The organism is Vibrio olivae, assembly GCF_042428525.1.
Classification (GTDB): Bacteria; Pseudomonadota; Gammaproteobacteria; order Enterobacterales; family Vibrionaceae; genus Vibrio; species Vibrio olivae.
Genome location: NZ_JBHMEP010000011.1, coordinates 68,657 through 95,013 on the forward strand (window position 1 = coordinate 68,657; position 26,357 = coordinate 95,013).

The 26,357-nt window shown below is 46.6% G+C and carries 23 protein-coding genes; 12 read left to right on the forward strand and 11 right to left on the reverse strand.

The genetic code is table 11. From position 1 onward, the window contains the following. Positions 1–24: 24 nt before the first annotated feature. A complete protein-coding gene (locus ACFFUV_RS20530) occupies positions 25–864 on the reverse strand; it encodes a 23S rRNA (adenine(2030)-N(6))-methyltransferase RlmJ (protein ID WP_390196797.1) in 840 nt (279 codons plus the stop codon). Positions 865–1,031: 167 nt separating this feature from the next. On the opposite strand from ACFFUV_RS20530, the gene prlC reads away from it, so the two are divergent. Next, on the forward strand, positions 1,032–3,074 hold the full coding sequence (gene prlC, locus ACFFUV_RS20535) for an oligopeptidase A (RefSeq protein ID WP_390196800.1): 2,043 nt from the start codon (positions 1,032–1,034) through the stop codon (positions 3,072–3,074). Between the two features lie 127 nt (positions 3,075–3,201). Here the strand turns inward: prlC and ACFFUV_RS20540 are convergent, their stop codons facing one another. The 4 genes from ACFFUV_RS20540 to ACFFUV_RS20555 form a co-directional block, all read right to left on the reverse strand. Continuing rightward, on the reverse strand, positions 3,202–3,648 hold the full coding sequence (locus ACFFUV_RS20540; protein ID WP_390196803.1) for a DoxX family protein: 447 nt from the start codon (positions 3,646–3,648) through the stop codon (positions 3,202–3,204). Continuing rightward, a complete protein-coding gene (locus ACFFUV_RS20545; protein WP_390196806.1) occupies positions 3,629–4,432 on the reverse strand; it encodes an HvfC/BufC N-terminal domain-containing protein in 804 nt (267 codons plus the stop codon). The genes ACFFUV_RS20540 and ACFFUV_RS20545 overlap by 20 nt, the downstream gene beginning before the upstream one ends. After that, positions 4,429–5,298 carry an MNIO family bufferin maturase gene (gene bufB, locus ACFFUV_RS20550; protein ID WP_390196809.1) on the reverse strand — a complete coding sequence of 290 codons (870 nt, stop codon included), beginning with the start codon at positions 5,296–5,298 and terminating at the stop codon, positions 4,429–4,431. Before bufB ends, ACFFUV_RS20545 begins: the two co-directional genes overlap by 4 nt. Positions 5,299–5,359: 61 nt before the next feature. Then, entirely contained in the window at positions 5,360–5,620 is a 261-nt protein-coding gene (locus tag ACFFUV_RS20555; protein WP_390196813.1) for a BufA1 family periplasmic bufferin-type metallophore, read from the reverse strand. 262 nt (positions 5,621–5,882) lie between these two features. Here ACFFUV_RS20555 and uvrD point away from each other — a divergent pair, with 262 nt between their 5' ends. Next, positions 5,883–8,057 carry a DNA helicase II gene (gene uvrD, locus ACFFUV_RS20560; RefSeq protein ID WP_390196816.1) on the forward strand — a complete coding sequence of 725 codons (2,175 nt, stop codon included), beginning with the start codon at positions 5,883–5,885 and terminating at the stop codon, positions 8,055–8,057. Between the two features lie 714 nt (positions 8,058–8,771). On the opposite strand, the gene ggt is transcribed toward uvrD, so the two are convergent. From ggt to ACFFUV_RS20575, 3 genes are all read right to left on the reverse strand, one after another. Beyond that, entirely contained in the window at positions 8,772–10,523 is a 1,752-nt protein-coding gene (gene ggt, locus ACFFUV_RS20565) for a gamma-glutamyltransferase (protein ID WP_390196819.1), read from the reverse strand. A 150-nt stretch (positions 10,524–10,673) separates the two neighbouring features. Further along, positions 10,674–11,336, reverse strand: a complete 663-nt coding sequence (locus tag ACFFUV_RS20570) for a LysE family translocator (RefSeq protein ID WP_390196822.1) — start codon at positions 11,334–11,336, stop codon at positions 10,674–10,676. 81 nt (positions 11,337–11,417) lie between these two features. After that, on the reverse strand, positions 11,418–12,224 hold the full coding sequence (locus ACFFUV_RS20575) for an AraC family transcriptional regulator (protein WP_390196824.1): 807 nt from the start codon (positions 12,222–12,224) through the stop codon (positions 11,418–11,420). A 188-nt stretch (positions 12,225–12,412) separates the two neighbouring features. Between ACFFUV_RS20575 and ACFFUV_RS20580 the strand changes: the two genes are divergently transcribed. Then, positions 12,413–13,132, forward strand: a complete 720-nt coding sequence (locus tag ACFFUV_RS20580) for a WecB/TagA/CpsF family glycosyltransferase (protein ID WP_390196827.1) — start codon at positions 12,413–12,415, stop codon at positions 13,130–13,132. A gap of 74 nt (positions 13,133–13,206) precedes the next feature. Here ACFFUV_RS20580 and rarD read toward each other — a convergent pair whose 3' ends face one another. After that, positions 13,207–14,124, reverse strand: coding sequence for an EamA family transporter RarD (rarD, locus tag ACFFUV_RS20585; RefSeq protein WP_390196829.1), 918 nt, complete (start codon positions 14,122–14,124; stop codon positions 13,207–13,209). Between the two features lie 162 nt (positions 14,125–14,286). On the opposite strand from rarD, the gene recQ reads away from it, so the two are divergent. The 3 genes from recQ (at position 14,287) to ACFFUV_RS20600 (ending at position 17,303) form a co-directional block, all read left to right on the forward strand. Further along, complete coding sequence (gene recQ, locus ACFFUV_RS20590; protein ID WP_390196832.1) at positions 14,287–16,122, forward strand: ATP-dependent DNA helicase RecQ; 1,836 nt, start codon at positions 14,287–14,289, stop codon at positions 16,120–16,122. After that, positions 16,115–16,429, forward strand: coding sequence for a DUF3630 family protein (locus tag ACFFUV_RS20595; protein ID WP_390196835.1), 315 nt, complete (start codon positions 16,115–16,117; stop codon positions 16,427–16,429). The genes recQ and ACFFUV_RS20595 overlap by 8 nt, the downstream gene beginning before the upstream one ends. A 199-nt stretch (positions 16,430–16,628) precedes the next feature. Next, the gene (locus ACFFUV_RS20600; protein WP_390196837.1) at positions 16,629–17,303 is read left to right on the forward strand and encodes a 7-cyano-7-deazaguanine/7-aminomethyl-7-deazaguanine transporter; all 675 of its coding nucleotides are present in this window, start codon (positions 16,629–16,631) and stop codon (positions 17,301–17,303) included. Positions 17,304–17,374: 71 nt separating this feature from the next. On the opposite strand, the gene gppA is transcribed toward ACFFUV_RS20600, so the two are convergent. Together gppA and rhlB are read right to left on the reverse strand one after the other, a co-directional pair. After that, a complete protein-coding gene (gppA, locus tag ACFFUV_RS20605) occupies positions 17,375–18,865 on the reverse strand; it encodes a guanosine-5'-triphosphate,3'-diphosphate diphosphatase (RefSeq protein ID WP_390196840.1) in 1,491 nt (496 codons plus the stop codon). A gap of 7 nt (positions 18,866–18,872) precedes the next feature. Then, entirely contained in the window at positions 18,873–20,189 is a 1,317-nt protein-coding gene (gene rhlB, locus ACFFUV_RS20610) for an ATP-dependent RNA helicase RhlB (protein ID WP_390196843.1), read from the reverse strand. 112 nt (positions 20,190–20,301) lie between these two features. Here rhlB and trxA point away from each other — a divergent pair, with 112 nt between their 5' ends. From trxA to fre, 6 genes are all read left to right on the forward strand, one after another. Next, positions 20,302–20,628 (forward strand): thioredoxin TrxA, encoded by a 327-nt coding sequence (trxA, locus tag ACFFUV_RS20615; RefSeq protein ID WP_093275912.1) that lies wholly within the window; start codon positions 20,302–20,304, stop codon positions 20,626–20,628. Positions 20,629–20,828: 200 nt separating this feature from the next. After that, complete coding sequence (gene rho, locus ACFFUV_RS20620; protein WP_390196846.1) at positions 20,829–22,088, forward strand: transcription termination factor Rho; 1,260 nt, start codon at positions 20,829–20,831, stop codon at positions 22,086–22,088. A 112-nt stretch (positions 22,089–22,200) separates the two neighbouring features. Continuing rightward, positions 22,201–23,211: a hypothetical protein gene (locus ACFFUV_RS20625; RefSeq protein ID WP_390196848.1), complete on the forward strand. Its 1,011-nt coding sequence runs from the start codon at positions 22,201–22,203 to the stop codon at positions 23,209–23,211. An 80-nt stretch (positions 23,212–23,291) separates the two neighbouring features. Beyond that, positions 23,292–25,145: a 4-hydroxy-3-polyprenylbenzoate decarboxylase gene (gene ubiD, locus ACFFUV_RS20630; RefSeq protein WP_390196850.1), complete on the forward strand. Its 1,854-nt coding sequence runs from the start codon at positions 23,292–23,294 to the stop codon at positions 25,143–25,145. Continuing rightward, positions 25,142–25,411: a 2Fe-2S iron-sulfur cluster-binding protein gene (locus tag ACFFUV_RS20635; RefSeq protein WP_390196852.1), complete on the forward strand. Its 270-nt coding sequence runs from the start codon at positions 25,142–25,144 to the stop codon at positions 25,409–25,411. Before ubiD ends, ACFFUV_RS20635 begins: the two co-directional genes overlap by 4 nt. A gap of 14 nt (positions 25,412–25,425) precedes the next feature. Next, positions 25,426–26,139 (forward strand): NAD(P)H-flavin reductase, encoded by a 714-nt coding sequence (fre, locus tag ACFFUV_RS20640; protein WP_390196855.1) that lies wholly within the window; start codon positions 25,426–25,428, stop codon positions 26,137–26,139. Positions 26,140–26,357 lie beyond the last annotated feature (218 nt).

The following is a 26,357-nucleotide window of genomic DNA, read 5'->3' on the forward strand; positions in this document are numbered from 1 at the left end:
ACTTCGCCACCTACTGGTTATGCTTTACTCGGGGACTATCCACTCAACGTTAAAGTGTCCGGTCGCCGGAGCGATTCTCTCCTTAAGGAAAGGTAACACGGCTTGCATTTGACTTTCCAATTTCCAAGGCGGATTTATGATGATCATGCCGGAAGCGGTCATACCGCGTTCAAGTGTGTCCGGTGAGACACCAAGTTCAACTTGTAAAATTTTTCTAATGCCGAGCCCTTGAAGGCCCTCAATCATATCTTCGATATCCACACGATTGACCACTGGATACCAAATCGCATAAATGCCGGTTGCCCAGCGTTTATGGCTTTGAGCAATGGCGGTGACCACATCTCGATATTCTCGAGCCAATTCATATGGGGGATCAATCAGCACTAAACCGCGGCGTTCTTTCGGCGGCAAACTGGCTTTTAAGCGCTGAAAACCATCCTCTTTAAAAATTTTAACTTGGCGATCACGATGAAATTCCTGCTCCAGCAATGGAAAGTCGCTCGGATGCAGTTCTGTCAGTACCATTCGATCTTGTTCACGAAGTTGAGCCCGTGCTACGCGCGGTGAGCCTGGATAGTAACGAAGTGTCTCCTCCGGGTTGAGCTCTGCGATGGCATCAAGGTAGCTTTGCAGTTCGGCAGGAATACCTTCCTGTTGCCAGATGCGTGCAATCCCTTGTTTATACTCGCCCGTTTTTTCCGACCATTCGTGAGTAAGATCGTAGCGGCCAACGCCTGAGTGAGTATCGTGGTACACGAAAGGGGTGTCTTTCTGCTTTAACGCATCCAGAATCAAACTTTGCACAATATGTTTAACCACATCAGCGTGGTTACCAGCATGGAAGCTGTGGCGATAACTTAACAAAACAAACTCTCAATATGGGCCAGTGGCGCATTTCCGATAAGTGGATGCGTTGAATTATACGTCACTATTGAAAATTGCTGAACCTACCTATATTTACTAATTAATGACTGAAAACGATAAGCAGTGATTTTTGCTTTCATCACTGTCGCTAACAAAAGGAATTCTCTATGTCGAACCCTCTGCTTTCCATCACCGACTTGCCTGCGTTTTCGCAGATCAAGCCAGAACATGTCAAGCCAGCGGTGGAGCAAGCTATTACTGAATGCCGTAATAAAATTGAACAGCTGCTGCAAGACAATCCAACACCAACTTGGGACAACCTCGTTGCGCCAATTGAAGAAGTGGATGATCACTTAAGTCGCCTTTGGTCTCCTGTGAGCCATTTAAATTCGGTCATGAACAGCGAAGAACTGCGTGAAGCGTACGAAAGCTGTTTGCCGCTGCTCTCCGAATATGGAACATGGGTCGGCCAACACAAAGGGCTCTTTGAAGCCTACAAAACGATAAGAAACAGTGAGGAATTCGCCACCCTAACTCGTGCACAGCAAAAAACCATTACCGACGCACTGCGTGATTTTGAGTTGTCAGGCATTGGTTTGCCGAAAGATGAACAGGTGCGTTATGGTGAAATCAGCAAGCGTATGTCTGAGCTGGGTTCGCAATTTTCCAATAACGTGCTTGATGCCACGATGGGCTGGACCAAGCATATTGAAGATCCCTCTGAGCTCGCTGGTTTACCGGAATCGGCATTGGCCGCTGCGCAAGCGGCTGCCCAAGCGAAAGATCTCGATGGTTACTTAATCACGCTGGATATTCCTTCTTATTTGCCCGTGATGACTTACTGTGATAACCAAGCGCTGCGTGCAGAATTGTATGAAGCTTACGTTACTCGTGCTTCTGACCGTGGGCCTAATGCGGGAAAATGGGACAACACAGAAATCATCAATGAGTTACTCAAGCTACGTCATGAAGTGGCTCGCATGCTCGGGTTTAGTAGCTATAGTGAGAAATCGTTGGCAACCAAAATGGCTGAAACGCCAGAGCAAGTGTTGGGCTTTTTAAATGATTTAGCCGCAAAAGCGAAGCCGCAAGGTGAGAAAGAAGTCGAAGAGCTACGCCAGTTTGCTAAAGCAGAATTTGGTGTTGAAGAGCTTAACCCATGGGATATCGCGTATTACAGCGAGAAACAAAAGCAGAAGCTATTTGAAATTTCTGACGAAGAGCTCCGTCCTTATTTCCCTGAACAGAAGGTCGTCAGTGGTCTCTTTGAGGTATTGCATCGCGTATTCGGTATGAAGGTTGTCGAACGCCAAGGCGTCGATACCTGGCATGAATCGGTTCGCTTCTTTGATATTTTTGATAGCCAACAACAGCTGCGTGGTAGCTTTTATCTTGATTTGTATGCACGTGAGCATAAACGAGGTGGCGCGTGGATGGATGAGTGCCGCGTGCGCCGTATGAATACCCAAGGTGAGTTACAAACTCCTGTGGCTTACTTAACCTGTAATTTCAACAAACCCGTCGGTGATAAACCAGCACTGTTTACTCACGATGAAGTCGTGACCCTTTTCCATGAAACGGGCCATGGCATTCACCACATGTTGACCCAAGTCGATACGGGAGCCGTGTCTGGTATTAATGGTGTGCCATGGGATGCGGTTGAGCTACCAAGTCAATTCCTAGAGAATTGGTGTTGGGAAGAAGAAGCACTGGCGTTTATTTCTGGTCATTACCAAACGGGTGAGCCATTACCTAAAGCTATGTTGGATAAAATGCTGGCTGCGAAAAACTTCCAGTCAGCGATGTTTATTTTGCGCCAGCTTGAATTTGGTTTGTTCGATTTCACATTACATACCGAATATGACCCAGAAGTCGGTGCTCGGGTTTTGGAAACCTTAGCGGAAGTCAAAGCCAAAGTTGCAGTATTGCCAAGTTTAGAATGGACCCGCTTCTCACACGGCTTTAGCCATATTTTTGCTGGTGGTTACAGCGCTGGCTACTACAGCTACTTGTGGGCAGAAGTGCTCTCTTGTGATGCCTATTCACGTTTTGAGGAAGAAGGGATCTTCAACTCCGAAACGGGTCAAAGCTTCTTGAATAATATCCTAGAGATGGGGGGGAGTGAGGAGCCAATGGAGCTGTTCAAGCGCTTTCGAGGTCGCGAACCGCAAATTGACGCTTTACTGCGTCACTCCGGAATTGCTGCTTAAATACCACTAAACGAAATGATGAAAAAGCCCTTGCTAGCAAGGGCTTTTTTTTATGGCTTAATTCTCTTAAGAACTTGGTCGCCTTATTAATAAGAGAGGATGAGTGTACAGCTTTCATTGCTTTTGGTTACCCATGATCTTTTTGCTTTAAAAGCTGCTCAACTGCCCATTTTCCCCCACCAAAAATCATCACAACCATCAACATAAATCCCCAAAGTTGATGGTCGTAAAAGCCGCGCTCCCACAGGATCGGATACGAAACTACCGCCATAATATTAAAACCAAACAGTAGCGTTGCGCTAAGACGAGAATACAGGCCGCTAGCGAGGATTAAGGGCAAACTTAACTCTGCAAAGGTAGCGATATAAGCTGCTGATTTAAAAGATAAAAATGGCACCTGATATTCGTATTCAAAGAGAAACAACGTGCTGTCCCAACTTTGGATTTTACTCAGGCCTGCGCGAAAAAATACCCAGCTCACCCACAAACGACAAAATAGCAATAAGCTGGGTTGTAACCAAGGTGCTAAGCGATGTTCTAAAAATTGCTCTAGATTAAGTATTTGGTTTGCCATGATCCATTCCCTCACTTTGCTGTACATCGTCATAGAGCTTAAACCCTGTGATAGCCCCTAAGCTCGCCAACATCGGTAGGTGCGTTAACCAGTTTGGCGGAATTTTCTCAAGTGGTTGTTTTCGTTCTAAAGTACTAATTAACTTAAGCGCATGGTCAGTAACAACATGCGGTGTGACGATGCCGAGATTCCTAATAATCAACACGTATTCGCTTTGGTTGATAGCCAGTGAGGTTAACTCTTGATTATTGTCGATGGCATACTTTAGAGCGGCCACCGCATATTGAGTGGTCAGTATTGAAATGTGTGGATTCAGTTCGAGCACGACTTGGCGATATTGAAGGGGCGTTAACTGTTGTAATTCATTCAGTGGTCGCGGCATGTCATGAGAAGGACGAGCAGAAAAGTCACGTTGGTGAAGGCGGTCACATTGCCATTCCAAATTTGCCATATCGACAATATACGGAGCGCTTTCAATAACCTGTGGAAACTTGGCGAGCGTGGCACTAAAGCCCTCGCCATATTGGTTAACGTCGGCTTGGGTTGGAGGATGTGTCAGTAGGTGGCTGCGAGCTAACTGCATAAAGCATTGCTCACCCACCAGCAATCTAACCAAAGGGTAGGTCGCCGCAAGAACGTCGCTCAAGCTGAGCACGAAATGATTGCGATAAATTTGCAGCCTTTCGACAGTGTTAATCGCGTCAGCGAGAATGTGCTGAGTGACATCTTCGTTTTGGTAACGTAATGCCTGAGTAAATTGCTGTTGTAATTGAGCGAGAGTCATCCGGTGCTCCTCATGGTATTGACCGCGGTCAGCGGAGTGAGCATTTGGCTGGCGATGGCAGCTTGCTCTAGCAGCACCTCAGGTCGAGGAATATCGGTGTCCCATTCGATCAGCGTATGGCGAGGACCGAATTGTTTAATCCAGCGGTGGTACCATTGCCAAACGTCTTCGCATACCGGGCGATCGTGGGTATCAATCCATATTTCCCCACTGTCTAAAATCTGCCGGCTAAAACCTGCAAGATGAATTTCATCCACCGCTTGAGCATTGATGGCTTGAAGGTAAGTGAGTGGGTCAAATTGGTGGTTGAAGGCGGAAACGTAAATATTATTAATATCGAGGAGCAGGCGACAATCAGTGCGCTGTTGAACGTGATTGAGAAACGTCCACTCGTTGATGGTTGAGTGGTTGAACGTCAGATAGCTCGACGGATTTTCAATTAATAACGGGCGCTTTATCGCGTCTTGTACTTCGAGAACATTGCGACAAAAGACATCTAACGCTTCTTCGGTATAGGGCAGGGGTAGCAAATCGTTGTAATAATGGCCACCTTGTTGACTCCAACTAAGGTGATCAGAGACGAATATCGGTTGGATATCATTGAGTAACGTGGTCAGCTCAACTAGATGAAGATGGTTTACACGCTCCACGCTGCCGAGTGACAACCCTATTCCATGGCAACTGATCTGGCAGGATTGGGCAATATGGTTAAGTTTTTTTCTCGCTGGGCTTTGAGGCTGAAAGTAGTTTTCGCTGTGGATTTCTAACCAAGACAAGGTCTCAGGATTGGCGGCGAAATAGTCAAGGTGGGGAGTACGTAGCCCAACACCAACATAAGGACTCAACGCACAATGTTGAGATAACATTACAAGCTCCTTAGTCTGGCTGACAAACATTACGCTTGCCAGCCATAACAGAGATCACCCGCTACGATGACATTTTGCTGCTACCAGCAAGTTTGTCACACAAGCCTTTTGGCACCACAACAAACGCATCTTTTTGATGGTCCATTTTTGAGGTGCCTGCGCACGAGCTGGTTTTGGTTGCGCAGTCATTCATTCCTGCTTTGGCGACGCCGTAGCATTTTTCCTTTTCGGCGGCGACGGCTGGGGTCGCGCTGAGTAATGATCCTCCGATGGCAAGAAGCCCAGTCACGGCGGCACTAACGGCGATATTGGATTTGTTCATCTTCCTTTCCTCACTAAAGTCATTGTTTGAATGTTCACAAGTGACTCTACCGCTCGCCAACTTGCTTACTAAAAAAGAGCGATGGAAAAGAAAAAATCTTTCACCTTAAAGGCATATTTTTTCTCTAAGTGGTGAAGTTATCTGATAACAAACTGAATTTATTCCTTATTTAGACTAAAAATTTTTCTTGGCTTTAGCCCTGAACACAGCAAGTTGTTTAGGTTATAATCGTTCTTTATGTATAAATAACCAGTAGCCTGACATGATGGATCCCTCCTTATTACTCGATGGTCTTAACGACAAACAACGCCAAGCCGTCGCCGCACCGCTTGAAAACTTACTCGTTCTTGCCGGAGCGGGAAGTGGTAAGACTCGAGTGCTGGTTCATCGTATTGCGTGGTTGATGTCTGTTGAACAAGCATCGCCGTTCTCAATCATGTCGGTCACGTTTACTAATAAAGCGGCAGCAGAGATGCGTGGGCGAATTGAAGAGCTGATGATGGGCAGCGCATCAGGTATGTGGAACGGGACTTTCCACGGCATTTGCCACCGAATTTTACGGGCGCATTATCTGGATGCCAAGTTGCCGGAAGATTTTCAAATCATCGACGGTGATGATCAGCAGCGCCTGTTGCGTCGTTTAATTAAGGCGCAAAATCTTGATGAGAAGCAGTGGCCTGCACGCCAGGCGGCGTGGTGGATTAATGGTAAGAAAGATGAAGGGTTACGTCCGCAGCACATCGATGCGTACCACGATCCGATTACCAAAACCTATTTGCAACTTTATCGTGCTTATCAAGAGGCATGTGATCGCGCCGGGCTGGTGGATTTTGCTGAAATTTTGCTACGCACTCATGAGTTGCTGCGTGACAAACAGCATATTCGCGAGCACTATCAAGCGCGTTTTAAACATATATTGGTCGATGAATTTCAAGACACCAACAACATCCAATACGCTTGGTTAAGAATGATGGCGGGCCCTGACAGCCACGTCATGATCGTTGGTGATGATGATCAATCGATTTATGGCTGGCGCGGTGCAAAAGTCGAAAATATCGAAAAATTCACGTTGGAATTTCCTAGTGTGAATACCATTCGTCTCGAACAGAACTACCGTTCGACCAAAACCATTTTGGAAGCCTCAAACACACTGATTGCCAACAATACTGAACGTATGGGCAAAGAGTTGTGGACGGATGGCGAAGCGGGTGAGCTGATTTCAGTATACTCGGCCTACAACGAGCTGGATGAAGCTCGGTTTACGGTGAGTAAAATCAAAGAGTGGCAAGATAAAGGCGGTGTGCTCAACGAGTGCGCTATGCTATATCGCAATAACGCCCAATCACGGGTGCTGGAAGAAGCGTTGATTCAAGCGGGCTTGCCGTATCGAATTTACGGGGGCATGCGTTTCTTTGAGCGCCAAGAAATTCGTGATGCGTTGAGCTACATGCGTTTGATGTCCAACCGTAATGATGACGCCGCCTTTGAGCGTATCGTTAATACACCAACGCGTGGCATGGGCGATAAGACATTAGAAACCATTCGTTTTGCCGCTCGCGAGCGTGGTTGTACCATGTGGGATGCAAGTATCGCATTGCTCAATGAGCAAGTATTAACCGGCCGAGCGGCTGGCGCATTGGGGCGTTTTGTTGAACTGGTTAATGCGTTGGAAGATGATACTCATGAAATGCCACTGCATGAACAAACCAACCATGTGATTCATTCATCGGGTTTGTACACCATGTATGAACAAGAAAAGGGTGAGAAGTCAAAGGCACGGATTGAGAACTTGGAAGAGTTGGTCACCGCTACTCGCCAATTTGAAAAGCCGGAAGAAGCGGATGATATGCCACTGCTGACGGCGTTCTTAACCCACGCGGCATTGGAGGCCGGTGAAGGCCAAGCGGATGAATTTGATGATGCTGTGCAGTTAATGACACTTCATAGTGCGAAAGGTCTGGAGTTTCCTCTGGTCTTTATGGTTGGGGTTGAAGAAGGCATGTTCCCAAGCCAAATGTCAGCCGAAGAAGCGGGGCGTTTAGAAGAAGAGCGCCGCTTGTGTTATGTGGGAATGACCCGTGCCAAGCAAAAACTGTATATCACCTACGCTGAAATGCGTCGTTTGTACGGTCAAGACAAATACCACAAACCATCACGTTTTATTCGTGAGTTACCCGAAAGCTGTTTAGATGAAGTCCGAATGAAAGCGCAGGTGAGCCGTCCCGCGAGTAGTGGTCGCTTTAGCCAAACCGCGGTCAAAGAGAACTTCAATGAGACAGGGTTCAGTCTCGGTTCGCGAGTAAAACACCCTAAATTTGGCGAAGGGACGATTATTAACTTTGAAGGTAGTGGCCCACAAAGCCGTGTGCAAGTCGCCTTCAATGGTGAAGGGATTAAGTGGTTGGTCACCGCTTACGCTAAGCTTGAGCAGCTTTAAGTGATGAATGGCTGATATAAAAGGAGCGCTATGGCGCTCCTTTTTCACTTTGGATGATAGCTAGCTTGCTGTTAGTGATTGGCTGATAAAGAAAAACCCCGAGGGCAAAAGCCCATCGGGGTTATAGTCTTACTTGCAGCAATCCGGCTACTAAGTTGCTCCCTGCATCTATTCCTTGATAAGTATGCTGAAATCCGTCAGCTTAGTCCTTTCGTCGCCATCCTAGCGGTGTCCTTGACCTGTCCTGGTCCACTAACTATCCCAGTTAGCTCTCATCACTTAATCCCTGAGCGGTGTCCTTTACATCATCCTGATGTTGAGTCCTTGCCTCGTCCAGAGGTGTCCATTTCACTTCCTTTTTAGCAACCATCCTAGTTACTATTGCGTCCGTTCAATGTCCTTTGCTGTCCATGCCGATCATTCATCCTGAATAACCGAATCTTCTTCCTGAAGATGACCAATCCGTGGTGAGTTCCTGTTCCGTGTCAGCATCCTACCGACAACTTCGATATTACGGGAATCTGACTTTTCAGCAATGGTAAGAAAATGATTATATGCGTTTTTATTTGAGTGATCTTTGTTCATATTTTTATGAATCAATAACTTATATACATACATGTGTTATTTTCTGCCTAAAAAAGCGATATTTACTCACCCCCGTGTGAGAGATCTCGCACACGGGGGTGAGCAGATCAACCCAATACCTCCAAAGCGTTATTGGCCAATAGCCACACCTTCTCGGCGTGGATCGGCTGCTCCTTCTAAACCTTGTGATGTAATACGGATTGCATGCAGTCCAGAATTGAGATCTCGCGCACGAACTTGGATACCGAGCTGTTTCAGTGGCTCAATGAGATTTTCAGCTTCTGTACCTTGCTCAACATCCATTTCACCAAAACGATTGAGTAAGTGAGGTTGGTTGAGCGCTTGTTGAATATCCATATTCCATTGAGTGTGGGCAATAATCGATTGGGCCACATAACCAATAATTCGGCTACCGCCAGGAGATCCGATCGCTAAGTAAGGCATATCGTCTTTCATGACAATAGTCGGGGCCATTGATGATCGTGGGCGTTTTCCCGGTTCAATACGATTGGCAATGGGAACGCCATTGCTGTGTGTTCTAAACGAAAAATCGGTCAGTTCATTATTGAGCAAGAAACCCCGAACCATAAGTCGTGATCCAAAAGCATTCTCAATTGTGGTGGTGATTGAGACGACGTTGCCATCACGATCAACAATATTAAAGTGACTGGTGCTGGGTAACTCAATGGATTGGTCAGGGCTGAGGTGCATTGCGTGCTGCCATGGTGGTGTGCCCGGTCTCGCATCTTGCAAGGCCTTACCGACGGTTATTTGCTGAGCGCGGTCAGAGAGATAGTTGTCATCAAGTAAACCTTGAGTTGGCATCGGAACGTAATCTTCGTCAGCCATGTATTGGGCGCGGTCAGCAAAAGCTAATTGCGAAGCGTCACTGATGATCTGCCAAGAGCGTGGATCGTTCGGCCCCCATTTTTTTAGGTTGAAGTGTTGCGTCAGTGACAAAATCTGTCCAACAGTGAGGGCGCCCGAGCTAGGTGGCCCCATGCCGCATACGTCGTAAACTTGGTAAGCAGAACACACCACGGAACGCTGCTTGATGTCATAGTTGTCCATATCACGCTGAGCTAATACGCCCGGATTACCTTCAGCGTGCTGTACTGTTTCAATAATATCGCGACTGATGTCACCTTGGTAAAAGGCATCCGCGCCTTGTTTGGCAATCGCTTGCAGAGTGTTTGCGTATTGTGGGTTTTTCAATAAGGTTCCGGCGGAGAGCGGCGCTCCTTGATCATCAAAAAAATAACGTCGCGTCGCTGGGTAGCGGCTGAGTCTTTGCTGATCATCGGCAATTAATGTTGCAAGACGAGGGCTCACGATGAAGCCCTGTTCGGCGGCTTGAATGGCAGGTTTCAGCAGGGTTTCCCACTTTAACTTGCCGTATTTTTTATGTGTTTCCCACATCAGCTTCACAGTACCTGGCGTACCGACCGATCGGCCACCAACCACTGCATCATAGAAAGAAAGGGGTTCGCCATCGTCATCTTGAAATAATCGGGGTGTGACGGCCATGGGTGCGGTTTCTCGCCCATCAAAACTGGTTAGGTCTTGATTCTTTGCATCCCAATAGACCAAGAACGCGCCACCACCTATCCCCGAAGATTGGGGCTCGACCAAGCCAAGAACGAATTGTACCGCCACCATCGCATCAATAGCGTTTCCCCCTTGCTTAAGAATATTGGCTCCCGCGCGGGCTGCGATTGGGTTCGCTGCTGTGACCATCCAGTGTTTGGCATGGGTTAGGTTTTTGTGTTCTAAACCGCTACTTTGCTCTGGCGCAATACTGTCCGTAATCTGGTTAGCCAAAGTAAGAGGGGCGAATAACATCAGCCCTGCACTGATGACCCATTTGCTGTTCCACGGCATACACTCTCTCCTTGTTCACGAATAAATGAATAATTTATCAGTTGTGTTAGACACTTATAGATAGTTAAGTCCATTTTCAGAGTGGCAGTTGACGTGTTTTGGATCTAGCGATGAGCGAGAAAAATTGATCGAAAAATCAAAAATGGGGCATTAGCTCAGCAAACGCAGCATCGCTTGATACAAGATAGTGATCGCGATGAGGGTAAACACCAAGCCACATAAAGCATCAATATATCGTGCTGCGGATTGCAGTTTGTTCTGCAATCTCGGTGTAGAAAGTACCCAAGCCAGAAAAGAAAACCAGCTCAGTGACAAGACAAACAAAATCACGACCGTCAATGTTTTGATGCTGATACTCATGTCAGCGGGCACCAAGCTCGACATCAAGCTAACGAAAAACACTAAGGCTTTAGGGTTAAGAATATTAGTGGCAAAGCCTCGAGAAAATGCCTGTCGTCGATTGGCGAGCAGTAAAGGGCTTTTATCAGATGAAGACTCGGCAACCGTGGGTGTATGACGATGGAGCCATACTGCGGTTAGTGCGCCATAACCTAAGTAAAGCAAATATCCACCGCCAATGATCTGCATGAGCGAAAACAGCAGAGGGTGTTGGTGAACAATGAGACTGACACCCGTAATACTAAAAATGGAGTGCAACAATATCCCGCAAGCTAATCCTAATGCGATTGCCAAGCCAGTAGGCCGCCCGTAGCGCGTGGCATTTTGAACCACAAGGGTAAAGTCGGGTCCGGGGCTCATTAAGGCAATAAAGTGAATGGTGGAAATAGTGATAACGGGCGTCAGAGTATCCATAAGTATCTATTTATCGTGAGTTAGGACCGCAGTATGGCAAATCGGTCTTCACGGTGATTGTAAATTCCGTACATGGATACCTTAGCGACGCTGAATTTGTGAGGGCGAAATACCGTAACTGCTCTTGAACGCTTTCACAAAGTGGGCTTGATCATAAAAGCCAACAGCCAGCGCTACCTCACTACCATTTTGCCCGGACTTGAGCAGCTTAAATCCTTGCTCCAGACGTAGGCGAGATAACCACGCATACGGGCTAATATTCATTGTGGCTTTAAAGTGGCGCTGAAATTGGGTCGGGCTCAGGTGGCATATCGAAGCTAATTCCGCCAAGCGAATCGGTTGGTCTAGATGTGCCAGTAAGTACTCTTTTAGGCGCTGAATCGAGATACTGCCAAGCGTATACAGCGGTTGGCGTTGACGCGATCCAAAGCGATCAAAAACGAGGTTAAGTCCTTCAAATGGAAGACAATCTTTGGCTAACGCACTGAGATTTTTCACGGTGAGTTGTTGGTGAAGGTTAAGAAGTTGTGAAAAAACCGCAGGATCCGAGAGGATCAGGTGATTAAAGTGGATAATTTGACCAGTTTGCTTGAGATCGGCAAGATCGCTCAGCCAATCGGGCTGGATCGCAAATACTCGAACTTGATATCCAGTATCCATATAAGCATGACCGTCATGCAGTTCATCGGGCGGCATTAACACTATTTGCCCTTGTCCCACTCGATGTCGTTGCCCATGAGAATAAAACGACTGCTCTCCTCGCGTGATTAAACCGATATGAAAATCGAGATGATAATGGCGTGAAAATGCGAATTGCTTATAGTCAGCCGCGATCAAATGCAGCGCATCATAAGCCGTGGTGTAATAGTTGACATTATCTTGATGCATAACGAAATCACGTGGTTAACTCTTGACCAATATTATCCATTCAACTTATTGATGTCTTGTAAAAAGTTATCACGTAAATACTCAGGATGTGTCATTAAGGAGACAGCGGCTAAAGGATGGCAAGATGCATAGACGTGATCGATGTCTCTTGTTGTAATGTAAGGCTCATGTTTTAAGTGTGGCGAATTATGACTAGTATACTCAATCAGCTGACTCGAGTTGACGAAGACGAAATTGAAGACTTGGTTGTGGAGTTGCTCGATACTCGGCGGACGATTTCGGTCGGGTTTTTAAATCAGTACGGCTATAACCTGATCGAGAAGAATCGTCAGACACGAGACAGTTTTTTCCAACTCGATTATCTACTGCGAGATGGTAAAGGGATCGAAATCGCTTGTCGTTATCATAAGCTTGAGCCTAAGGCGAACCTAAACGGTACGGATTTTATTCCATTGCTCATCTCATCAGCGCTGAAGTCAAACAAGCAGCTGCGTTTTTTTGCTTACGGTACTTGTGAACCGTGGTTAAAAACGGGGGCAAAAAATTTATTTCGTTCGCGTGATTTCCTCAGTCTCGATGGTTTTTTGTCTGAGTCTGATTACGTGCAACATTATCTACGTCATGTGGATGAAAACCGACTTAACATCATCGTACTTGCGATGGGCATGCCAAAGCAGGAACGAGTTGCGCAGCTTATTAAAGAGGCATCCGATGCACCGACCATCATCGTGTGTGGTGGGGCGATCATCGACTTCCAAGCTGGGCGTTTTACTCGTGCGCCGGAGATATTCCAACAAATGGGATTAGAGTGGCTGTATCGCTTGTTCTTGGAACCTAAGCGCTTGTTCAAACGCTATGTTATTGGTATTCCAGTGTTTATTTATAATGTGATGTACTGCGGTAAATAAGCACTGACCGCTTAAACAGCCTAGAATAACGGCAGCAAGGTGACGATAAACAAGGTTCACCTTGTTGCGGTCTTTTAAGGATGATTAACAGCCTGCAGTCTTTTTTTCTTGGAATGGGCAAAGCCATCGGCACTGAAAATCAGTAAAGCTCCCCAGATAAAGGCGAAAGTGATGGCTTTATCCATTGAAAAGGTTTCACCATATATCGCTACGGCAAGTACAAACATAAAGCTTGGCCCGATATACTGAAAAAATCCTAGAGTGGAGAGTTTTAGCCGTGTCGCAGCACCAGTAAAACACAGCAGAGGCAGAGTTGTGACGATCCCAGCCGCGATCAGCAGCCAGTTCAATGACCAAGAGTTGTGGAACATGTTGTTGGTTGAGCTATCAGCAAATTGCCAAAGGTAAATCGCCGCTACAGGCAACAACAGTAAGGTTTCAATAAATAGCCCGGTTTGAGCATCGACCGCCACTTTCTTTCTCAACAAGCCGTAGAGCGCAAAAGTCATAGCGAGAGCAAACGCCACCATCGGCACACTGCCAAACGCAATCAACTGGATTAACACGCCGCATGCTGCCAGAAACACCGCCAGCCATTGCATTTTGCGTAACCGTTCTCCGAGAAACAGCATACCAAACACTACGTTAATCAGCGGGTTAATATAATAACCGAGGCTTGCATCCAGCATATGATTGGCGTTGATCGCCCAGATAAAAACCAACCAGTTGCAGCCAATTAACAACGAGGTAGCCAACATATAGACCAGTTTGGTCTTGGTGCGAAAGATCTCAACAAAACCTCGCCAGCGGCGTCCACTGTGCATAAGTACCGCTAAAAAGACAAATGACCATACAACGCGATGACTGAGAATTTCCAGAGCGGAGACGTGGGCAACGGTCTTGAAATAGATGGGAGCAATTCCCCACATGATGTAAGCCGCAATGGCAAGTAGAACGCCTTGTTTGGCCTGAAGTTGTTCTTCCGTGGTCATCCGTCTTCTCTGTCATCGGAAAGTTGAGCAGCGGTCATTATACGAGCGACAGAAACATTCACCTAACAATTTGCAGTTTTATTCGCCAGCAATCCCCTCTACAATGTGCGCCTCAAACGAAATTATCTTTTCGCTCTTATCATCATTGACTTGAGAAATTGCATGACCTCCACTTTGCTTGCCCAGCAGCCTGACGACCAACTGACACCGCAAAGTGTTTTGGAGACCGTATTTGGTTACCAAACCTTCCGCGACGGGCAACGTGAAGTGATTGATGCCGCAGTCGCTGGTAAAGATGCGTTGGTGATCATGCCAACCGGAGGCGGAAAATCTCTTTGTTACCAGATTCCTGCTTTGGTACGTGACGGCTTAACCCTGGTGATTTCCCCTCTCATTTCATTAATGAAAGACCAAGTCGATCAATTGAAGGCTAATGGCGTTGCGGCAGAATGTATTAACTCGACGATTCCACGTGAAGAGTTGATGACGATTTATAACCGCCTCCATGCTGGAAGCGTCAAATTGGTTTATGTCTCGCCAGAACGGGTCTTAATGCGCGATTTTCTAGAGCGACTAGCCAGTTTGCCGTTGTCGATGATTGCTGTTGATGAAGCACACTGTATCTCACAGTGGGGCCATGATTTTCGTCCTGAATATGCCTCGCTAGGCCAGCTAAAACAGCACTTTCCTCATGTGCCTGTTATGGCGTTGACCGCAACTGCGGACGATGCAACGCGCAACGACATCATGCACCGTTTACAGCTTAATGCGCCGGATATTCATCTTGGCAGCTTTGATCGCCCTAATATCCGGTATACCTTGGTAGAGAAGCACAAACCCGTTTCACAAATTATCCGTTTCCTCGGCACGCAAAAGGGGCAGTGCGGCATTATCTATTGCGGTAGTCGCAAGAAAGTAGAAATGCTGACAGAGAAATTGTGTAACAACCACATTCGCGCTGCCAGTTATCATGCGGGGCTGGATATGGATGAGCGGGCTTATGTGCAAGAAGCTTTTCAGCGTGATGATATTCAGATCGTGGTTGCGACGGTGGCATTCGGTATGGGAATCAATAAGCCGAATGTGCGTTTTGTGGTTCACTTTGATATTCCTCGTAACATCGAATCTTATTATCAAGAGACGGGCAGGGCCGGTCGTGATGGTTTACCGGCAGAAGCGATGATGCTGTATGACCCAGCGGATATTGGATGGCTCAGACGTATGCTTGAAGAAAAGCCGGAAGGGGCGCAAAAGCAAGTTGAAAGCCATAAGCTCAATGCAATGAGCGCCTTTGCGGAAGCGCAAACTTGTCGTCGTCAAGTGCTGCTTAACTACTTTGGTGAGTATCGTCATGAGCCATGTGGTAACTGTGATATCTGCCTGGACCCACCAAAGCATTTTGATGCCACGCAGGAAGCGCAAAAGGCGTTGTCGTGTGTGTATCGTGTCAATCAAAGCTTTGGTATTGGCTATGTGGTCGAGGTGCTTCGTGGCATGCAAAATATTCGAATTCGCGAACAAGGCCATGACAAGCTGTCCACGTATGGTCTTGGCCGTGACCACAGCCATGACTATTGGGTGAGTATTTTTCGTCAATTGATCCATAAAGGATTGCTGTTTCAAAACATCACTCGTAACTCCACTTTGCAACTTACCGAAGAAGCGCGCCCGCTATTAAGAGGGGAGATGAGTATTGAACTGGCGGTGCCACGTTTAGATACAGCCGCACGGGCTGCCAAGGCGGATAAGCTCTCCAATAAACATTACGATAAAAAGCTATTTAGTAAGCTGCGGAAGCTGCGTAAATCCATTGCTGATGAAGAAGGGTTGCCGCCATACGTGGTGTTTAGTGATGCGACCTTGATTGATATGGCTGAGATCTTACCGATGTCTTATGGTGAGATGTTAGCGGTTAATGGCGTTGGACAGCGTAAGCTTGAAAAATACGCGGATCCGTTTTTGGATATGATTCAGGAGCATGTCACGCACTATGGCTAATTCATTGCCTCAATTTACATTACGCGATTTCCAGCCTGAACTTGGCCGCTTAGTTATATCGACCCCAAGTTTTGACTACGATAGCTTTCCTGCTTTAGGCGAGCAGTTAGTCTCTTTGTTGTCTGCCACGGTGACCGAAAAGCAAACCGATGCGGACATCCACTCGTGGCTAATTGACTTTGAAGGCTGTGAGTTGATGTTGAAAGCGGAGCATTACAGCGAATCCGTGTGGTTTGAGACCTTAAGTGCTCATGAATCTCAGCAAGAAATGGCTTTTTTAGCCCAGCTCTTCGCCAAAGGGTTTTAAGCCCATTTTCAGATAATCGTTTGCTTATTATTTAAGCGCTTGCGGCCGGTGTTGGTTTCGGTATAATCGCCAGCCGCTCTATTGAGCTTCGCGTCATACGCGTGATCATATTTCATATTATTGGTGAGAGTTAACAGCATAAGTGCTGACGACTCGATTTGGGTTCCCTCACCCCCAAACCAAACTAAAAAGGTATTGCATGAATAACTTTACTCCTGCGCAGCAGCGCAACGCCCTTAATTATTTGGTTCTCTTCCATTTAATCATTATTGCTTCCAGCAACTATCTGGTTCAAATCCCTTTTACTCTATTTGGTTTACATACCACTTGGGGCGCGTTTACCTTCCCGTTTATTTTTCTGGCGACAGATTTAACGGTACGTATCTTCGGTGCGCCGCTGGCTCGTAAGATCATCTTTTTGGTGATGATTCCGGCTCTGGTGGTTTCTTATGTGCTGTCAGTGTTGTTTTATGAAGGCCAATATCAAGGTTTTTCCCACCTAAGTGACTTTAACCTGTTTGTTGCGCGTATCGCTTTGGCGAGTTTTATGGCGTATTTACTTGGCCAAATATTGGACGTCCAAGTCTTTAATCGTCTGCGTCAACTCAAACAGTGGTGGGTGGCGCCTACCTGCTCAACGCTATTTGGTAACGCGTTAGATACACTCGCGTTTTTTGCGATTGCGTTTTATCAAAGCCCCGATGCTTTTATGGCTGAACACTGGACAGAAATCGCGCTGGTGGATTACGGTGTGAAGTTATTGATCAGCCTAGGGCTGTTTGTCCCTATGTATGGGGTGCTTTTGAATTACCTCATCAAAAAGCTCACTCAGGTCAATCCAAGCTTTACGATTGCTGGTGTCACGCAGCGTTAAGCTCAATACGATGACCAAATAAAAAATGCCGAGCGTGATGCTCGGCATTTTTGTGTTTCGACGTCGTCACATTATGCATTGATGACCAGCGGCCAGCCAATGTCGGTTTGACGATGCGCCTCGATTTCAAGCTCTGCGGCGGTTAATGGGTTTTCTGTCAGCCAGTTAGGGTCAATGTGCAGCGTTAATTTATCGCCTTGAGCATCCAACGCAATTTGAGGCTCTAATTCCGGTGTGCGACGGTGTGTTAACAGAACTGCCAGACGTAGTACTCGTAACAAACGTTTGGCGCTTGTCCCTGACATGGCATATTGTTCTGGCAGCGACGTGAGGTGTTCGCGATAACGCCGAGTCAGCTCAGCAAGAAAATGCTTCTGAGCGCGAGTAAAACCAGGAAGATCCAAATGCTGCAATAGGTAGGCACTGTGTTCACCGCCTTTTTTGAAATCGATGGTTAGGCCGATTTCATGCAGTTTTGCCGCTGCTACAAGCAGTGCTTCGCCTTGAGGCTCTTCAACCCACTCGTCGCCACCGCAATCGGCTAATAATTGCTTAGCTAATAAGGCGACTTGTTCACCGTATTCAGAATCCAACTGATAGCGTGTTTGTACACTGTCGATGGTACGTGCGCGAATATCATCTTGGCGCAGCTCATCGACCATTTCATACAACAATCCCTCACGGAGTGCGCCACCGGCTAATGTCATTGAATCAATATTCAGTAACTCAAAAATGGCGATTAAAATCGAGAGCCCGCTTGGAAACACCAGCGCGCGTTCGAGAGTCAAGCCTTCAATTTCCAGCTCTTCTAAGTGATCAGCGCGCATGGCTTGCTGTTGAAGCCGCTTAAGTTTGGCGTGGGTTATTACCTCATCCATACCTTGAGCGAGCATGATCTCTTGCAATGCCTGCACGGTACCACTGGCGCCAACACAAACATCCCAACCGATTTGCGTGTACTGCTGCAACATCGGTTGCAGAGTTTGTTTCGCGGCTTGAATCGCTTGATTAAAGTTATGAGCATTTAATTGGCGGTCTTTAAAATGACGCTCAAGCCAAGTGACACAGCCCATTTTTAGGCTAGTCAGCGCTTTGGCATCAAAGCCTTCACCGATAATCAGTTCGGTACTGGCGCCGCCAATATCAACGACCAAGCGACGCCCGCTTCCTCCTGACGTGTGCGCCACTCCCTTATAGATGGTGGCCGCCTCTTCTTCGCCAGAGATAACCTCAACTGAGTAACCCAGAATGTGCTTTGCCTTACTCAGAAATTCGTCCACATTGGTCGCGGTACGCAGAGTTGCAGTACCGACGATTCGAATGTTGTCTTTGGGAATGTCTTGCAGACGCTCCGCAAATAAACTCAAGCAATCCCAACCTCGCTGCATGGCTTCTTGGCTGAGAGCATTGTTTTCATCAAGACCAGCGGCCAAACGCACTTTACGTTTGATTTTTGCCATGGTCTGAATACTGCCATCAATATGACGCACAACGAGCATATGAAAACTGTTCGACCCAAGGTCGATGGCAGCATAGAGCGGAGAAGTGACAGCTTGACTCATAGACGACTTAAGAATCCTTTTTCTGTTGTGGCTTACGAGGTGGACGTGAACGACGTTGTGACTGACGTTTGTTGTTATTTGAGCGCGAACCACCAGTATTTGTGCGGCGCTGTTGGTTACCACTACGGAAACGTTGAGGCGCGGGTAAATCTCTTAATAGGGCGCTTGGGTCATAATCCGAAACGGGAATCGAGTGCTCAATATACTCTTCGATTGGTGGCAAGTTAATCGCATAACGTTCACACGCAAAGCTGATGGAGAAACCACTTTCGCCAGCACGACCAGTACGACCAATGCGGTGAACATAGTCTTCACAATCGTCAGGAAGGTCGTAGTTAAACACATGCGTCACTTGCGGTATGTGTAGGCCACGTGCTGCCACATCGGTCGCAACCAAAATGTCGACTTCACCTTGGGTAAATTGCTCAAGAATTTTTTCACGTTTCTTCTGTGGTACGTCGCCAGTCAGGAGTCCGACACGGTGTTGGTCTGCGGCTAGGTGACCCCACACCAATTCACATTGCTGTTTGGTATTCGCGAAAATGATCGCGCGATCAGGCCACTCTTCTTCAACCAGAGTTTGCAAAAGTGACATTTTGTCTTCATTAGAAGGGTAGAAAAGCTCTTCGGTAATGCGGTGACCCGTTTTTTGTTCTGGTTCAACCACCACGTGTTCCGGTTCGTTCATATGCTCAAAAGCCAACTCTTGAACTCGGTACGAAAGCGTCGCAGAGAATAGCATGTTTAGGCGATCTTTGGATTCAGGCATGCGACGGAATAAAAATCGAATGTCTTTAATAAAGCCAAGATCAAACATACGGTCCGCTTCATCGAGAACCACAGCTTGAATATTATTCAAGTTGAACGCATTTTGTTTATAAAAATCAATGATGCGCCCTGTTGTACCGATGAGAATATCGACACCTTGTTGAATTTTATTTAGCTGTTTATCGTAGCTTTCACCGCCATAAGCCAGTGCCGCTTTTAGACCCGTAGAAGCAATTAATGATTCTGCATCGTTGTAAATCTGAATTGCCAGCTCACGCGTTGGTGCCATAATGATGGCCCGTGGCTGAGTCGGCTTGCGACCTTCATGTTCAGGTGTGGTCAATAAATGATGGAATGTAGCAGCAAGAAACGCGATGGTTTTACCAGTCCCGGTTTGGGCCTGGCCTGCAATGTCTCGGCCGGTGAGCAGAACCGGCAACGCCTTAGCTTGAATAGGGGTACAATACTCGAACCCTTTTTTATTCAATCCTTCAATAACTTGCGCGTTTAGCGCGAAGTCGGCGAACTTTTGCTCTGTGATATGCGTCTTTTTCATCGCTATAGAATATCAGCTTAAGCTTGCAATACGAAAGTAAATACATTCCAATAGGGCATCTATTTGCTGGTTACCATTAAACCAGTTCAAAAAATGTACATTGGAGTGGAAGATGAGTGATAATATTTTGCAGCTGACCGACGATGGCTTTGACAACGACGTTATCAATGCTGCAGGCCCGGTTCTGGTTGATTTTTGGGCAGAGTGGTGTGGTCCTTGTAAGATGATCGCGCCTATTCTTGATGAAATCGCCGAAGAGTACGCAGGCAAACTCACTATCGGTAAACTGAATATCGACCAGAACGCAGGTACTCCGCCAAAATTTGGTATTCGTGGTATCCCAACGCTGCTGTTGTTCAAAGATGGCGGTGTCGCGGCAACAAAAGTTGGCGCACTATCAAAAACTCAACTTAAAGAGTTTCTAGACGCCAACCTATAATGTCTCAATTGTAAAACCGTGCGTGTATCAAGACGCGCGGTTTTACTTTTGTCTCTTAACAAAATCTAGACTAGTCTTTTATTTAGTGATAGTTTATCGCACGTTAAATAAACAAGAACCCTCTTCTTGGTCGATCCTGTGACCAAATCCATCTTAACTAGAAAACAGATCCTATTTTGACTAAACAAGTATCCTCCACAATGAATCTAACTGAATTGAAGAACAGACCTGTGTCTGAGCTTGTCAAACTTGGCGAAAGCTTAGGCCTTGAAAATCTGGCTCGTTTGAGAAAACAAGATATCATCTTCTCGATCCTGAAAGCGCACGCGAAGAGCGGTGAAGATATTTTTGGCGACGGGGTTCTGGAAATTCTACAAGACGGCTTTGGTTTCTTACGTAGTGCCGACAGCTCTTATTTGGCAGGTCCTGACGATATCTATGTCTCTCCGAGTCAGATTCGTCGTTTCAACCTACGCACAGGTGATTCGATTGCTGGTAAGATTCGCCCACCGAAAGATGGTGAACGCTATTTTGCCCTCCTTAAAGTCAATACTGTTAACCACGACAAACCTGACAACGCCCGCAATAAAATTCTCTTCGAAAACTTAACGCCGCTGCACGCCAACGAACGTATGGTGATGGAACGTGGTAATGGTTCAACCGAAGATATTACCGCACGCGTACTGGATTTGGCCTCACCAATTGGTAAGGGTCAACGTGGTCTGATCGTGGCGCCGCCAAAAGCGGGTAAAACCATGTTGCTGCAAAACATCGCGCAAAGCATTGCTTACAACCACCCTGAGTGTGAGTTGATGGTTTTGCTGATTGATGAGCGTCCAGAAGAAGTGACCGAAATGCAGCGTCTAGTTAAGGGTGAAGTGGTTGCCTCAACATTTGATGAGCCAGCATCACGCCACGTGCAAGTTGCAGAAATGGTGATTGAAAAAGCCAAGCGTCTCGTTGAACACAAGAAAGACGTGGTTATCCTTTTGGACTCGATCACTCGTTTGGCTCGCGCATACAACACTGTCGTTCCTTCATCAGGTAAAGTACTGACTGGTGGTGTGGATGCCAACGCGCTACATCGTCCTAAGCGTTTCTTCGGTGCAGCTCGTAACGTAGAAGAAGGCGGTAGCCTGACTATCATCGCAACAGCACTTGTGGATACCGGTTCTAAGATGGATGAAGTCATCTACGAAGAGTTCAAAGGTACAGGTAACATGGAATTGCACCTGAATCGTAAGATTGCTGAAAAACGTGTTTTCCCAGCCATTGATTTCAACCGTAGTGGTACTCGTCGTGAAGAGCTACTGACGAAAAACGATGAGCTGCAGAAAATGTGGATTCTGCGTAAGATTGTCCATCCAATGGGTGAGATCGACGCAATGGAATTCCTCATTGATAAATTGGCGATGACCAAAACTAACGATGAGTTCTTTGACGCAATGCGCCGTCAGTAAAAACACCTCGCTCAGACGAATATTTGAAGCGCCACCACACTCTGGTGGCGTTTTTGTTTGCATTATCGGCAAACAGTGCCCAAAATAGGTGCAATGTTACAAGGAGGTTAATATGCAACAAGGAATGTTGTCTTCGCTTCTCCTGTCGATGATGTTGGTGCTAGGAGCGGCACCGCAGGCTAACGCTGCAGAAATGCAGTCACAAGAAGTGAAGCAGTGGCTTCAGGATCAACAACTTCAAGATAAAGTCGCTCAACTTCTTCAATATGTTATCGAAGATGAAATCGATAGCCTGAAATTTGCTATCGAGCGACTTGCATTACCCCAGCAGGAAATTGCCCGCTATCTTCTGTTACGAAAAATCGATCAGCAAGAAATCTATTTAACGCCCAAAATGGCGATGTTTGTTGAAGAGCAGCAAGCCATGGCTCCGACATATCATGTGCTCGAGCGTGGTGATGGCTACGAGTTTTCTGTTCCTGCGTTTAATTACCCATCCATTGCCAGTCGAATTTTAAAACGTTGGCATCAAGACCAATCTAGCTTAGGTTTTAAGTTGGCGGCAGAACGTCATGAACTCAGATTAAAAGATTGGTTATCAGGCTCGGCTTATCAGGTGCAAGCACGGGAAGCTCTGTTTATCAGTGAACTTGATAGTCTTTCCGCCAGTGCGATTCAATACTTGAGTGAACAATTTACTAAGCAGGCGGTCACCAGCTGGCTACCTTCTTCGCAAGTCATGGTGCGTTTAGCCCAGGTCAGTGAAGATGCTCAGGTATATGCGATTTTATGGCGGATGCGTGCCGATCAAACCATTCTTAACGAAATGGAGCGTTTAGCTCGAGTTGGCGATACTTTTTCATTGCAGCAGGTTATGCAAGCAACCAATAACCCGAGTTTAAAAGAATCAGCGCTAAAAGCATTGACCGGGATAAAACCAATGACGGAGCCAGTAAAGCAATTTTTGGTCGCACGGATGTCAACCGCAGGTGATGCCACCTACGTGGCCCAGCAGTTGGCCAGCCAAGGTTATCATTCTTGGCTCAGGGAGTTGGCCGACAGTAATTCAGACGTCAATAGCCGCGCCCTGCTTAGTGTGATCAGCCAATCGTTAACCGAATGAAAACCACAAATAAAAAGTGGGATCGATTGGTGACGCTTTTTGATATACTGCCTGCAGTTTAACCAGCCAATAGAAGGCCTATGAGTTTTAAGGACCTACGCGAGTTTACTGACCGCCTTGAACAGCTTGGATTGTTAAAGCGCATTGCTCATCCCGTTGATCCCGATTATGAAATGGTCGAAATCAGCGATCGTACCTTGCGAGCGGGCGGTCCTGCGTTGTTATTTGAAAACCCTATCGGTTATGACATCCCTGTATTAACCAATTTATTCGGTACACCTGAACGTGTGGCGCTTGGCATGGGGCGACAAGACGTCAAAGAATTACGTGAAGTCGGTAAATTACTTGCCTACCTTAAAGAGCCGGAGCCGCCTAAAGGGTTTAAAGATGCGCTGGATAAACTCCCGGTATTTAAGCAAGTACTAAATATGCCCGCAAAGCGTGTGCGTAATGCCCCTTGCCAGCAAGTGGTCCTAACAGGAGAGGGTGTCGACCTCGATAAGATTCCTGTCATGAGCTGTTGGGCAGAGGATATCGCACCGCTAATGACTTGGGGGTTAACGGTGACTCGAGGCCCCAATAAAAAACGCCAGAATCTTGGTATATATCGTCAGCAAAAACTCGGCAAGAATAAAATCATTATGCGCTGGTTAGCCCATCGAGGTGGTGCACTTGATTTACAAGATTGGATGGAAACCCATCCGGATAAACCCTTTCCGGTCTCTGTGGCCTTTGGGGCCGATCCTGCAACTATTCTTGGTGCTGTCACTCCGGTGCCAGATTCATTATCAGAATATGCCTTTGCTGGTTTATTACGGGGCAGTAAAAGTGAAGTGGTCAAATCGATCAGCAATGATTTAGAGGTCCCAGCTAGCGCGGAAATCGTGTTGGAAGGTTATATTGACCCGAATGAGTTTGCCGACGAGGGGCCTTATGGTGACCACACGGGGTATTACAACGAGAAAGAGCGCCATCGCGTGTTCACGATTACCCACATCACGATGCGCGATAACCCTATTTATCACAGTACCTACACTGGTCGTCCACCTGATGAACCTGCGGTTCTCGGTGTTGCCTTGAATGAAGTCTTTGTGCCGATATTGCAAAAGCAGTTCCCCGAGATTCAAGATTTTTACCTTCCACCGGAAGGCTGCTCTTATCGTATGGCTGTCGTTACGATGAAAAAGCAATACCCTGGCCATGCTAAACGGGTGATGATGGGCTGTTGGTCATTTCTTCGCCAGTTTATGTATACCAAATATGTCATTGTTTGTGACCAAAGTGTTGATGCTCGCAACTGGGAAGAAGTGATTCAAGCAATAACCGATAACACCGATCCGGTTGGCGATGCCTTAATGATAGAGAACACACCGATTGATTCCTTGGATTTTGCTTCGCCTGTGGTTGGGCTCGGTTCAAAAATGGGGATCGATGCGACCACAAAATGGGAAGCGGAAGTCGCGATGAGCCCAGTAATGACACCTCATCACAGCCAATCACTGACGGATGCCGAAATCACGTTATTCAAACAACAACATTCTAGTGTGATTGATATGTTAGTTGCTCCAAGTAGCAATAGTCGATTTGTCGTTATTACGATGCATAAAAAGGCTGCGGGTGAGTCGCAAACGTTATTGGAACACGCTTGGTCGTTTTTGGCTCAGTACAGTGATGTGAAGTATGTGGTAGTGTGTGATGATGATGTGAACGCTCATGATTGGAAAGATATTATATGGGCCATTACTACGCGCATGGATCCATCCCGTGATACTGTGCGTATTCCAGCTCAGCATGGTTGCGCTTCGAAATTGGGACTAGACGCAACAAAGAAATTTCCAGGAGAAGTGCAACGCGAATGGGGAATTCCTATTCACAAAGACCCTAAAGTGGTTTCCAAAGTCGATGCAATCTGGGAACAGCTCAATATTTTATGAGTTATCAAGTCACACTGTTGCCACAAAACATTCAATTTGAGGTGGCTGATGGTCAAACGGTATTGGAAGCAGCGCTCAACCAACATATTCGTTTTCCACATCGTTGCCGTGTCGGCGCTTGTGCAGCTTGTTTGTGCCGAAAACTAGAAGGCGAGGTGAGTTACCAACTTGAGCCTATGCTCACAGAGAAAGAACAACAGCAAGGTTGGATATTTGCTTGCCAAGCCTTTGCCAAAAGTAAATTAGTACTTACTTTTGAAGAGTAAGTAAGAGGAATAACATGACGATTCAATGTAAAGTAAAGTCGATTCAGCCTTTAGCCAGCAACACCTATCAGATTCTTCTCCATCCAGAGTCTCCAATCGACTTTAAAGCTGGACAGTATTTGATGGTTGTAATGGGAGAAAAAGACAAACGCCCATTTTCAATTGCCAGCAGCCCGAACCGTCACCAAGGTGAACTAGAACTGCATATTGGGGCTGCTGAGCATAACGCCTATGCGATCGAAGTTGTCGAAGCAATGAAAAGTGCATTGGAAAATAATAGTGACATTGCGATTGATGCGCCACACGGTGAGGCATGGGTTAAAGAAGATAGCCAACGACCTCTACTGTTAATCGCGGGTGGAACAGGGTTTAGCTATGTTCGCTCGATTCTGGATCACTGTATCGCTCAGCAACTTGAGAATCCTATCTACCTTTATTGGGGGGCTCGTGATGAAGTGCAGCTTTATGCTAAACAAGAGTTGATGGCGATTGCTGAGCAATACCCACATTTCCATTTCATTCCGGTTGTTGAGCATAGCCCTGAGAATTGGCAAGGCAAAGTAGGTAATGTCCTTGAGGCGGTCAGTGCTGACTTTGAATCCTTGGAAGGCTATGACATCTACATTGCAGGTCGTTTTGATATGGCGGGTGCGGCAAGAGATCTTTTCACTCAACATAAGCAAGCGCGTAACGACCGTTTATTTGGTGATGCTTACGCCTTTATATAAAGTAGTTACTGGGTAAAAAGAGGACAAAAAGTCCTCTTTTTTTATGCTTTTGTACAGATAATCAACGAAAAGCCATGTTTTTCAATTTTTTTTGAAAAAAGCCTTGCGCTACTTAGAGATATCCCTATAATGCGCCCTCACTGACACGGCAGACGCCACAAGGCTTCAGCCAATGTCTTAGAGGGTAAGACTTCTAAAAAAAGAAAATTTGCGAAAGT